This is a genomic window from Candidatus Zymogenaceae bacterium, from assembly GCA_016931225.1.
Classification (GTDB): Bacteria; Desulfobacterota; Zymogenia; order Zymogenales; family Zymogenaceae; genus JAFGFE01.
Map to the genome: position 1 here is coordinate 61488 of JAFGFE010000018.1, position 12616 is coordinate 74103.

At 49.7% G+C, this 12616-nt stretch carries 12 protein-coding genes; all 12 read left to right on the forward strand.

The genetic code is table 11. The features are described from left to right. Positions 1–15 precede the first annotated feature (15 nt). Complete coding sequence (locus tag JW885_07460) at positions 16–663, forward strand: ATP-grasp domain-containing protein (protein MBN1881993.1); 648 nt, start codon at positions 16–18, stop codon at positions 661–663. A 19-nt stretch (positions 664–682) separates the two neighbouring features. Further along, entirely contained in the window at positions 683–1750 is a 1068-nt protein-coding gene (gene pseI / locus JW885_07465) for a pseudaminic acid synthase (GenBank protein ID MBN1881994.1), read from the forward strand. A gap of 79 nt (positions 1751–1829) precedes the next feature. Further along, positions 1830–2033 (forward strand): hypothetical protein, encoded by a 204-nt coding sequence (locus JW885_07470; GenBank protein MBN1881995.1) that lies wholly within the window; start codon positions 1830–1832, stop codon positions 2031–2033. 239 nt (positions 2034–2272) lie between these two features. Next, positions 2273–3601, forward strand: a complete 1329-nt coding sequence (locus tag JW885_07475) for an aminotransferase class III-fold pyridoxal phosphate-dependent enzyme (protein MBN1881996.1) — start codon at positions 2273–2275, stop codon at positions 3599–3601. A 17-nt stretch (positions 3602–3618) separates the two neighbouring features. After that, positions 3619–4527 carry an aldo/keto reductase gene (locus JW885_07480; GenBank protein ID MBN1881997.1) on the forward strand — a complete coding sequence of 303 codons (909 nt, stop codon included), beginning with the start codon at positions 3619–3621 and terminating at the stop codon, positions 4525–4527. Positions 4528–4530: 3 nt separating this feature from the next. Next, a complete protein-coding gene (locus JW885_07485) occupies positions 4531–5280 on the forward strand; it encodes a glycosyltransferase family protein (protein MBN1881998.1) in 750 nt (249 codons plus the stop codon). 210 nt (positions 5281–5490) lie between these two features. Beyond that, entirely contained in the window at positions 5491–7239 is a 1749-nt protein-coding gene (locus tag JW885_07490) for a hypothetical protein (GenBank protein ID MBN1881999.1), read from the forward strand. An 8-nt stretch (positions 7240–7247) separates the two neighbouring features. Beyond that, positions 7248–8789 carry an oligosaccharide flippase family protein gene (locus JW885_07495; GenBank protein ID MBN1882000.1) on the forward strand — a complete coding sequence of 514 codons (1542 nt, stop codon included), beginning with the start codon at positions 7248–7250 and terminating at the stop codon, positions 8787–8789. A gap of 229 nt (positions 8790–9018) precedes the next feature. Then, positions 9019–9792, forward strand: coding sequence for a 2,4-dihydroxyhept-2-ene-1,7-dioic acid aldolase (locus JW885_07500; GenBank protein MBN1882001.1), 774 nt, complete (start codon positions 9019–9021; stop codon positions 9790–9792). 31 nt (positions 9793–9823) lie between these two features. Then, on the forward strand, positions 9824–10609 hold the full coding sequence (locus JW885_07505; protein ID MBN1882002.1) for a 3-deoxy-manno-octulosonate cytidylyltransferase: 786 nt from the start codon (positions 9824–9826) through the stop codon (positions 10607–10609). Between the two features lie 32 nt (positions 10610–10641). Beyond that, positions 10642–11577: an NAD-dependent epimerase/dehydratase family protein gene (locus JW885_07510; GenBank protein MBN1882003.1), complete on the forward strand. Its 936-nt coding sequence runs from the start codon at positions 10642–10644 to the stop codon at positions 11575–11577. A gap of 126 nt (positions 11578–11703) precedes the next feature. Then, a complete protein-coding gene (locus tag JW885_07515) occupies positions 11704–12492 on the forward strand; it encodes a class I SAM-dependent methyltransferase (GenBank protein ID MBN1882004.1) in 789 nt (262 codons plus the stop codon). Positions 12493–12616 lie beyond the last annotated feature (124 nt).

The following is a 12616-nucleotide window of genomic DNA, read 5'->3' on the forward strand; positions in this document are numbered from 1 at the left end:
GATAAACTGCAATCCATGCAACAGCTTTCGGAAAGCGTAGACCTGGTTTCTTTTGCCGATGTCAACGATCCCGAAGCCCTCGCCGGATTCATCAAGGAATCCGGTTTCCCCGCGATAGTCAAGCCGAAAACGAGCAGCGGTTCCCGGTCCATTCAGATTGTACAGAATGAAGGACAGCTGAAAACGGCCCTCGAGCGTAACGACTCGTCCATCATACAGGAATATATTGATGATGCGGGTGGTGAGTTTTCCGTCGGTGTTTTCGTTTGCGACGAATTTTCGTCTGCAATCGCATTCAAGCGAGATCTTGGACCTGTCGGGTGTTCCTGGTATGCGGAGACGTCATATGACAAAGACGTACTGGATTATGCCATGAATGTCGCGAGGGCCTCACACCTTCGTGGGAGCGCCAACGTCCAGCTGCGTAACAGCTCGAAGGGACCGCGGCTTTTAGAGATCAACCCCCGTTTTTCCAGTCTGGTGGCGGCGAGGGCGATCTGTGGTTTTTTGGATTTGGAATGGTCAATCGATATTGAGTTCGGATGGAAACCGGAGATAACGAGTCAGCCATATAAAAAGATACGGTTTCGCCGTTATTTTCAGGAGGCCGTTGATTTTTGTGATGGTTTTATGTCTGTGCCCGAGTGGTCGGTCAATAGATAAATAATTCAGGCAATACGATATGAAGGATTATATTCAGATCGGGAAGAGAAAAGTCGGGAAAGGCTTTCCGGTATATATTATTGCGGAGATGTCGGCAAACCATATTCAGAATTATGACCTGGCTGTTGAGATAATACATGCCGCGCATTCATCGGGAGCGGATGCCGTAAAACTTCAGACATATACTCCCGATACATTAACGATGGATTGCAATAACGAATACTTCCAGATAAAAGGAACCCTCTGGGACGGGATGACCCTGTATGGATTGTATCGGCAAACCTACACCCCCTGGGAGTGGCAGCCGAAGCTAAAGAAAATCGCCAATGATCTGGGCATGGATCTTTTTTCAAGCCCGTTTGATGAAACCGCCGTCGATTTTTTGGAGAAGATGAATGTCCCCGCATATAAGATCGCTTCATTGGAAATCGTTGATTTTTTTCTCCTCAAAAGGATCGCACGTACGAAAAAACCGGTTATTATGTCTACCGGTACAGCCGGCCTGGGTGAAATTGATGAAGCCGTAAGGACATTACGCAGAGCGGGATGTAAGGAGCTTGCCCTGCTGAAGTGTACCAGCGCGTATCCATCACTTCCCGAAGAGATGAATATCAGGACCATTCCTCATCTTGCAGATTCATTTTCAGTCCCCACCGGGCTTTCCGATCACACGTTAGGAATAGAGATACCCATCGCCGCCGTGGCGCTTGGAGCGTGCATTATCGAGAAACACTTTATTATTTCTCGAGACAGCTCAAGCTTCGACAGGGCCTTTTCCCTCGAGCCGGATGAATTCAAGGCAATGGTTGATGGAGTCAGAATAGTAGAAAAGGCGCTGGGATCGATTCGCTATGAGGTGATGGAGAATGAGGAAAAAATTTCAACGTACAGGCGCTCGTTGTTTGTCACACAAGACATGAAAAAGGGCGAGCAATTTTCGAAACGCACCGTCCGCTCAATACGTCCGGGTCACGGGCTCCATCCAAAATTTCTGGACATGGTATTGAACAAGAGAGCGGCAATGGATATCAAGAAAGGCACGCCGTTGAACTGGGGCCTTCTTGATGATATACCCGGTGATTCATGAATTGTATTATTGCAATTTTCCCCGGCAGAGCGGCCGATAAGAGGAGTTGATTCTTAGTTATAAAGAGCCGCTTCCATGCATGGACGTGATGGTGGTGTTCAGCCGTCCGATCATGGTTGCAGGTGTAAAAACCAAAACCAACCGTATACCACAAGGAGAATACCAAGACCGCACGGAAGAAGCTGACATAAAACAGCCTTATATTTCTACAGTGAGTCGAAAACATGCAGTAAGCACGCTGTATCCCGCATCCGGTTCTACGGGTGCAAGAAAGCGTTTCTGAAATACGGTTTGGAAAGGCTGATCAATAAGCTCCTTATCCCAGGTTCCCATCCCAATGAGCTGCCCGGTGAAATAAAGACCAGAATCATCGAGTTTGCCCTTCAATGCCCGACTGACAGTCAGCAGGGATTGGGGACCGGTTAACGTCTCAGGGCATGGTGGTGTACGCCGCGTCTGGCCGAAACGTCAGGATGAGGGGGGATATTTAAATTTAGCGTTGCAACAAAATGTAACAGGGTAATGCCCATGATTGACAATTACAAGATGTCTCTTTTATATCAGGAGAGGGCCAAAAAGAGAATTCCCGGTCTTTCTCAACTCCTGTCCAAGAGGCCGGACCAATTTTCTCTGGGAGTATGGCCCGGGTACTTCAAGAAGGCTCGGGGGGCGGAGGTATGGGACCTCGATGATAATCGGTATATCGATATGAGCATATCCGGGATCGGCGCCAATGTGCTCGGGTATGCCGATCCGGACGTGGATGCGGCGGTCAAACAAGCCATCGACCAGGGCAGCAGCTCGTCTCTCAACTGCCCGGAGGAGGTGGACCTGGCGGACCTCTTGTGTGAACTGCACCCCTGGGCCGACATGGTTCGATATACGCGAACAGGCGGTGAGGCGATGGCGGTGGCGGTCCGTATCGCCCGGGCTTACACGGGGCGGGATAACGTGGCGTTTTGCGGATATCACGGGTGGCATGACTGGTATCTGGCGGCGAACCTCGGTACGGAGGACGCACTGGGGGAACATCTCCTGTCCGGCCTCGATCCCAACGGTGTCCCCCGCTGCCTGCAGGGAACGGCGTTTCCCTTCAGGTACAACAACCTCGATGAGTTGAAAAAAATCGTTGAGACACAGCGAAAGAGCCTTGCCGCCGTTGTGATGGAGCCGATTCGTGGAGACTCGCCGACGGCTGAATTTCTTGAAGGTGTCAGAACAATTGTGGACGACATCGGCGCGGTATTGATCCTGGATGAGGTATCCGCCGGTTTCCGTCTGAATACCGGAGGGGCCCACCTGACGCTTGGGCTCCGACCCGACGTTGCGGTATTCTCAAAGGCTCTGGGAAACGGCTACCCGATTGCCGCGATAATCGGGACCGGCGCGGTGATGGAAGCCGCCCAGACGACGTTCATCAGCAGCACGAACTGGACCGAGAGGACGGGGCCCGCTGCGGCCATCGCAACAATACAGAAACACAGAGACGTTGATGCGGGCGCGCGACTTATCGCCCTCGGTAAAATGGTTCAGGAAGGGTGGCGATCTTTTGCCGACAAAAACGGTCTGGATATCGACATCGGCGGCATATTTCCGATGGGTCATTTTGCTTTCAAAAATGTCGATCACCTGGCCGCAAAGGCCTTTTTCGTCCAGGAGATGCTTCACCGCGGATTTTTGGCGTCTACTCTGTATTATGCCATGTATGCCCACGAGGATGATCACGTAGGGAAATATCTGTCGGCGGTTGATGAGGTGTTTAAGGAAATTTCCGGGGCAATTACAAATGGTGATCTTACAAAAAGACTTCGGGGGGCCCCGGCTGTTTCCGGCTTTAAACGCCTGACATAACATACGGGTGACAGATAATGGCCGATGTGTCATCTCTCATACTCGGTACCGCCCAAATCGGGCATCCCTATGGTATCGCAAACAGGCACCGCGAGCCTGACCGCGCACGGGCGGTACGTGTCATACAGGAGGCCGTCGGGAGGGGCATCTTTTCGATTGATACCGCCCAGGCCTACGGGGTAAGCGAAAAGATGGTCGGCGCCGCATTGAAAGAGATCGGCTGCCGGGACAAGATGCGCGTCATAAGCAAGTTCCACCCGGATTTGAATCATCTGGACTCAAAAACAATGCTGGATTCTCTTGACGGCTCGCTGGCTCGACTCGGCGTCGACGTCATGGGCGGTATGCTCTTTCACCGGGAGGCGAGCATCGATCTTCTGGACCGGGGACTCTCGGACGTCATCCGATCGTTGCTCTTCACCGGCAGGGTTGAAAAGATCGGGGTTTCGGTCTACTCGCCGGATTTTGCCCTGAGGGCGTTGATGAGTGACGGGATCTCAATCGTCCAGGTGCCGACCAATATCCTGGACCGGCGCTTCATCGACGAAGGGGTGTTTGATCTGGCCGAGTCTTTGGGGAAAGAGGTTCATGTGCGAAGTGTGTTTCTCCAGGGCTTGATCCTGATGAAGCCGGAAGAACTTCCGGAATACATGAGCTTTGCACGGCATATCGTGGAGGAGATCCGGTTGTTGTCACAGAGGCTTTCCGTATCCCCGAAACAGATGGCCCTGGATTTTCTCAAGGTGTCGGTGCCGCAGGCACGAATTGTATTCGGTGCGGAGATTCCCGAGCAGGTTCAGGAGAACTGGGAATTTTGGAAATCCGAACCCCGAGAAGATGTGTTGGGGCATCTCGAGGCAATTTGTAAAACATGCGATGAGCGAATCATAAACCCTTCACAATGGAAGCAGCAGGGAGAGACATAGGACATGATCGGAGCCGTAATTCAGGCGAGGATGACTTCCACACGACTGCCGGGAAAGGTATTGATGGAAGTAAACGGGAAACCATTGCTTGAGTATCTTGTAGAGCGTATCTCGTATTGTAGAAATGTCGACAGAATCGTAATTGCGACGACCACCAACGAAGCCGATAATCCGATAGCGGCCTTTGCGAATAAACGCGGGATATGTTGTTATCGCGGCTCCGAGGATGACGTGTTGGAGAGATATTTCAAGGCGGCGAAGAAATTTGATATCGATACGGTGATACGTGTTACGGCGGATTGTCCGTTGATCGACCCGTATCTCTGTGATGCTATCGTTGAAAAATTCAAGAATGAACACTATGAGTATATTGGAACGGCGCCTTCTTTTGCAGAGGGGTTGGATATTGAAATTATGTCCGTTCATGCCCTTCAAAAGGCTCATAGAGAGGCAAAGAACAAATCCGAAAGGGAGCACGTCACTCTCTACATTACAAGCAATCCACATCTTTTTCGAAGTGTACGGTTGGAAAATGAAACCGATGACAGTATGTATCGCATTACGGTTGATGAGGAGGTGGATTTCAAAGTTGTTGAGTCAATCATTGATGCGCTTTACAAGGAGGGCGAGAGGCCTTTTGATCAATTTCAGATCAAGCGTTTTCTGGACGATCATCCTGAAATTTATAACCTGAACAGGCATATTATCAGAAACGAAGGGCTCCTTAAATCATTCAGGGAAGAAGGGACGTAGGATTCATCCACGATTGAAAAACGGGAATGAAAAAAAGAGGCGGAAAAAGCCATCGGTGTCGATAAATCTCCGATGGGCGAAAAGCTTCGATAAAACAACCCCCAGGTAAAGCGATACTCTGTATGGCTCGTGGTGATAAAAACGAAACATGCGCCATGTGGAACGCGGTAATAACTGAGGACGGCAAGAGAGACGGAAGGTAAATCCGGTATGCGATCAATGGTCATCATCCATGGGATTGAAGACGCGATTCATTGTGTCGAAAACACCCTGTATACAGATAACATCTTGGTTTCGACACATCCATCTGTTGAAGTATTCCTGAAGGAGATGTATGGAGTTGACTGTATGTCTCTCAGTAGTTTTCTCCGTACGGAGGAGTGCTTTGCCTTCAAAGAGAAGGCGACCGCCCTTATAGACGAAATCGTTCTCAATCTGGATACGCATATTTCTCCGCTGATTAACAGCCCCCTTGATCTTAAAATGAATTGGTTTACAGCTCGGTATCAATACAGGGTAAAACATCAGTGTTTGAGCTATATGTGTTTTATCCATTCCCTCAGAATGGGTATCGAAAGACATAATGTTGATTATATAAAATCATACAAATATGTCTGTAATAGTTTGATGGATACGTCTTCGGATATATCGTATATTCTCGAGATTTTTTTTGAAAACCACGAATTTACGACGATCGAAAACGAGTATTCTCCCGCCGGTAATGAAAATAGAAGCTTTCGGGCTTTTGCGGCCACGCTGCGCAGCAATATTATTGAATATCTCAGGCATATCGGCGGCATAAAATCCGGGAGGAAGAAGACCCTTTTTTGCGACTTGATATACAACCTCCATTTTTTAAAAGACACGCTGCCCGAAAAATATAACATGTTGACACTCCGGGATGTTCAAGATGAGATGGATAACAAAAAAGTCCGCTCTCTGTTGAAAAACGGAGTGAATTATAACAGCCTGCTCGATTTTGAGAAGTGTTATAGATCGCCTGAATTCGCCCAACTGGAAGGGCTTATTCTGAAAGATATTAAAGAGGATTTTATATGCAACAGTGATGTGTTTTTGGGAACGGCCTTGGCCATGAGAGAATTGCACAAAAAGCACCCGATCTCCCTCGGTATTTCGGGACTGCCTCGGGTGGATAAGGTGGGGGCAATCGCCTTTGAATACCTCAGGTCTGAAAATATTGACGTAGTAATCGGTCAACACGGCTATTCGTACGGCGAGTTATATAATACGTGGCACTTCGATTTAGACTTCGATTTGTGCAGTTACTTTTTCAGTTACGGCTTTACCTTCGATGATCTACAGAGGCTCTATCCTGAAAGGAATGTGACATGCGAAATTGTTCCTATTGGGTATAACTCACCGCTCAGGCGCACGCCAAGAGAAGAAATAGATCTTCTTTTCCCAATGACGTTTTCAAGCTCTTTTTTTCATGGCGGATTCAATAAAATTCTCCCTCACTTGCTCCTTGAAAGACAGATCGCATTATTGGAGTTTTTGGATTCACTCAAAGATCTCAACATCGTGGTGAAACCTCTCGCTGGATCCAATTTTGACAACTGCGCAGTGTTACCGGTCCTAAAAAGGCTAAAAAATATTCGGACGATTCAAGATGTTACGCTTACAAGATTCCTTGAAAAATACAAGCCGAGGGCGGTCTTGGTCGAATTTCCCTCCACTCCATTGATCGAAGTGATCGGATTGGACACCGAGATATTTTTCATGGGTGATGACATGTTTCCCTATGATGGTAAGATATTGGAGATGCTCAGGAAAAGAGTGTATTTCTTTTCGGATGTGAAAGACGTTACAGAGCATATTGAACGGTTTTTTCAGGGGAAACTCGAAAAAAAGAGGGATACTGAATACTGCTCCAACTATTTACGCACGGAGAATGTGAAAGAGAACGCCCTGAGAAAAATTGAAAAAATCATTGAATAATTCACAACGTGGATACACTCAGAAAACGATATTTTTATAAGCTCTCCACCAACCTGGTCGGGTTCCTGCTCGGCCTGATCACCATGGGTATTGTCCCGAAAGGTCTCGGTCCGAAGGCGTATGGTGATTTCAACTTCCTGACAAATTTCTTCACCCAGGTCTCCGGTTTTCTGGACATGGGCACTTCCACCTGTTTCTACACGAACCTCTCCCGGAGACAGAATGATTATGGGCTTGTTTCCTTCTATTTCTACTTTTCCGTCATTCTCTCCGCAGTCATGGCCCTTTTTGTTCTCGGGGCGCATCTCAGCAGGGCGTATCAACATATCTGGCCGGATCAGAATATCATTTATATTTATGCCGCGCTTTTGTTCGGCATCTTGAGCTGGTTTGTTACCATAATGACCCAAATGATGGACGCATGGGGCCTGACGACACAGTCGGAGGTGGCCCGGATGATACAGCGGGTGGTGGCTACGACTCTCGTGTTAATTCTCTTTGTTGTGGGGTGGCTGAACCTGGAGAATTTCTTCTTTTATCACTATTTTCTGTTCTTTTTTCTCGGAGGTTGTTTTCTTTTTCTAATATGGAGAAACAAGGGATCGGGTGTGCGAAACCTGGTCACCCGCAGGGTGGAATTAAAAAAATATATCCCGGAATTTTATCATTACAGCCATCCCATCTTCGTGTTTTCGACAATAAGCTTTGTCGTTGGTATCCTTGATCGCTGGATTCTGCAGCTCTTCGGCGGGAGTGTGGAGCAGGGCTTTTACAGCCTCTCATTCAAGATCGGAGAGATCATTTTTATGTTTACCAGCGCAATGACGCCTCTGTTGATGAGGGAGTTTTCCATTTCCTTCGCCTCCAATGATAACAATCAGATACGCTACAACTTCAACAGGTATGTTCCCCTTCTGTTTTCTGTCACCGCATATTTTACCTGTTTTTCCGCCGTGCGGGCTGACATATTGATAGAACTGCTGGGGGGCGCGGAGTACAAAAACGCCCTGGCGGCGGTGATCATCATGTCCTTTTATCCCATATTCCAGGTGTATGGACAGATGACGACATCCGTCTTCTTTGCCACCGACAGGACCCGTCAGATGCGAAACATCAGGGTGGTGATTATACTCGCCGGGCTGCCCGTAACCTATTTCATGCTGGCGCCTGCTGAAATGATGGGGCTTGATGCGGGGGCGACGGGACTTGCGATAAAGATGGTCGGCGTACAGTTCTTTGGGGTCAATGTTTTGTTGTATTTCGTGGCGAGGATTCTCGGATTTTCCTTCTGGAGTCATATCCGCCATCAGATCACCTGTGTCGGCATCCTGGTGGTCCTTGCGCTTGCGGCCGTTTTTGCGGTTGATAGCCTCTTTGGATTCGGGGACAGGAGAATCCTGGATTTCGTCGCCTCCGGTTTCATATATTCGCTGTTTACGCTGATGCTTTTGTTCATCAGCCCGACTGTTCTGGGGTTGAAACGGGATGATCTCAGGATGATAATCGAGGTGGTAAAAAACAGGGGCGGCGGTAGAGGAGCAAAGCGGTAAAAAAGAGGGTGTCCGGGTGCGGAAAGCGTCGATCGGGGGGAAAGACGGTGGACGCATGCTCCGTCTTCCTTTTGTACGATGGATCGTCCCGGAGCATTTTACGATACGGAACGGGAAAACGGATTTTTAGGCTTGACCGGTTTTTACTGTCTCCATATAATGCAACGCATATAACCGGCTGAGAAGTAAATAAGAGGCGAATTTATACCACCATGAGGTTGTGATTTTCATGAAAGATATCGGAATAAAACAAAAAATCAAGGACGGGCGGCTCCTATTGGGCTCGTGGATTACCCTGTCGCACCCTTCAATCGCGGAGATCATGTCGGAATCCGCTTTTGACTGGCTTGTCGTGGATATGGAGCATAGTGCGATATCCCTTTCGGACGCCCAGGCATTGATACGTGTCATGGAACTGAAGGGTACGGCGCCGCTGGTGCGTGTGGGTGAAAACAGTGCGAACCTGATCAAGCGGGTGATGGACGCCGGTGCGCATGGCGTCGTTGTCCCCATGGTGAATTCCGCCGCGGATGCGGAGAGGGCGGTATCGGCGGTGAAGTATCCGCCGCGGGGCACCCGGGGTGTGGGCTTGGCCCGGGCGCAAAAATACGGATTCGGGTTTTCCGAATATCTGAAATGGAACCAGGAAAATTCGATCGTCATCGTTCAGATTGAGCACATAGACGCGGTAAACAATTTTGAAGAGATCCTTGCCGTTGACGGCGTCGACGGCTTCATTATCGGGCCGTACGATCTTTCGGGCTCTCTCGGCGTGCCGGGGGAATTTGAAAATGAAAACGTGAAACGCGCGCTGGATCGGGTGAAGGAGGTTTCCCGGAAATCGCCGCATATTATGCCGGGATTTCACGTGGTGGACCCCGATCCCGACATGCTGCGCGAAAAATACGAGGAAGGGTATCGTTTTCTCGGTTACGGCCTGGATACGATATTTTTGGGGAAAGCCGTTCAGGGTGCGCTTTCACCGCTGAAGGATCTGAAATAGACCATACACACAGAGGGGGCAGAACAAACACATGGCGGAAAAGAGAATTATAGGAATCATCCCGACCCGTATGGGCTCAAGCAGATTTCCGGGCAAGCCTCTTGAAAAGATTCACGGCATGCCGATGGTCGGGCATTGTTTCTTCAGATCGAAGATGAGCACTCTTTTGTCTGACGTCTACATCGCCACGTGCGATCAGGAGATTTTCGACTACTCCAATGAAATCGGGGCGAAGGTCGTCATGACGGGCAGCCATCATAAGAGGGCGACCGATCGAACCGCGGAGGCGGTGTTGAAAATCGAGGAGGACACCGGCTCGTCGATAGATATCGTGGTGATGATCCAGGGCGACGAGCCCATGATTTACCCGGATATGATCGATGCGGTCGTATCTCCCCTGATCGAGGATTCGAGCATCGTTATCTCAAACGGATTCGCGCCGCTCATGAACCGGCGGGAGCAGGATGATCCGAATGAAGTAAAGGTGGTCATAGACAGGCAGGGATTCGCCATGTACTTTTCGCGGGAGCCGATCCCCTCGTGGAAGATGGGAGCCGAAAGCGTCCCGATGAACAAGCAGGTGTGCATCATTCCCTTTCAGCGTGATTTTCTGCTGACGTTTCTCGATTTGGAGCCGACGCCGCTGGAAATCGTTGAATCCGTGGACATGCTCAGGGCGATGGAGCACGGATACAGGGTCAAGATGATTCGGATGGACAGGGAGACATACGCGGTTGATACGCGGGATGATCTGGAGAACGTCGAGTCCCTGATGGAACATGATCCGCTGATGAAAGAGTATATCAAAAACCGGTAACACGATACCGTACCGAGAGAAAGGGTGGTTTGATGGGAAGCTATTTGGTTACGGGCGCCGCGGGTTTTATCGGATCCGCGATCGCGCGGCGTCTTGTCACAGAGGGAAATGAAGTTGTCACGATAGACAACCTCTCCACCGGATTCCTGGAAAATATCCCTGAGGGAGTCTCGTTTATTCAGGGGAATTGCCAAGACCCGGATGTTATTGAAAAGCTGCGGAAAAAGTGTTTTGACGCCATTCTACATATTGCCGGGCAGTCGTCCGGGGAGATCAGCTTTGATAATCCTTCGTATGACCTTGCGACAAATACGGAGTCGACGCTTCGGCTGATCTCATACGGGCTCGAGACGGGATGCACGCGCTTTATATATGCGAGCAGCATGTCGGTGTACGGCACGGTGGCGGATACCGCCATCGACGAAAAACACGTGACGTATCCCCTTTCGTTTTACGGCGTCGGAAAGCTTGCCAGCGAACACTACATGCGAATCTATGAAACAATGGGATTGAGGCCGACGGCGCTCCGTTATTTCAACGTGTATGGCCCGGGTCAGAACATGAGCAATCTTCGCCAGGGGATGGTCAGCATTTTCTTGGCCCAGGCGCTGGAGACCGGGAACGTCGTTGTGAAGGGGAGCCCGGATCGGTACCGCGATTTCATTTATATAGACGATGTCGTTGACGTAACGCTTTCGACGATTGCCAACGAAAAAGCCGTCGGCGAGGTATTCAACGTGGGTACGGGTGTCAAGACGACGGTGGAGAAGCTGTTGTTGTTGATCAAGGATGGACTGGGCGGCGATATAGGGATTGAATTCTCGTCCGGAACGCCCGGCGATCAAAAGGGCATCTATGCGGATATCACAAAGCTCAAGACTGTTTTGGGATTTACTCCGAAAACGGTTCTGAAGGACGGTCTGGAGTCAATGATACAGTGGGCTTCAAAGAACAACTCAAATATATAAGGAGAATCCTTGAAAGCGCCTCGATGTCGATTTTGTGATGCACCGTCAAAAAGCCAGACGATCAAGGGACATTATGTGTACGGAGGGACCGAGGACCAGCATTTCTGGCGTTGCGATGAGTGTGGAATGATATATTTGTATCCGGTGCCCTCGGAGAAGGAGGAGGATCGCTTTTATCTGGAAGATTTTGAAGGATTTATGAGCGAACGGTCCGGCGGTGATAAGGACTGGTCCGCCCCCGACAGGCATTTCAAGGCGAATCGTGCTGAAGTCGCGCGGCGCATGAAAGTGCTCGGTGAATATGTGAAGCCGGGCGGGACGCTCCTCGAAATAGGGTGTTCCAGCGGATTCATGCTCGACGAGATGAAGAAAAGGGGTATGGACGTATACGGTATCGAGCCCTCGAAAGTATACGGGGAGTATACCCGCGCCCTCGGCATAGAGGTTTTTAATGACTTTGAAGGTCTCGTCGCCTCAAAAAAAGATCAATTCGACCTGATAATCCACTACTATGTTCTCGAACATATCAGAAATCCGGTCATGTTTCTTGAGGATGTCGCAAAGCTGGGGAAAAAGGGCGGGAAGATGATTTTCGAGGTGCCGTCCGCGACCGAGCCGTTGATCGAAACGTATAACATCGACGCATTCGACAAGTTCTACTGGTCCGTCGTTCACCACTGGTACTTCACTCCGGACAGCCTGCGGCGGGTGTTGTCACAATTGAACAGGCCGTTTGAGCTGCTTCCGGAGCAGAGATATGATCTGTCGAATCACATGACATGGATGCACCATGGGAAGCCGGGGGGACTGGGGAAGTACTCGGAGATCTTCGGGGAGGATTTGGACGGGATCTACAGGGAGCGGCTGAAGGAATTGTGGCGTTGCGATACGATAATCGCCGTTATCGACCTGTAGGGAAATGATACAGGATGTGGTATGCGTTGTCCGCGTATGTTCATCTCCCGATAATGGTATAACGCCGGACGAAATGCCGAATCACACGATATTTCATGGCGGGTAATCCTTACGGAAGAACCCG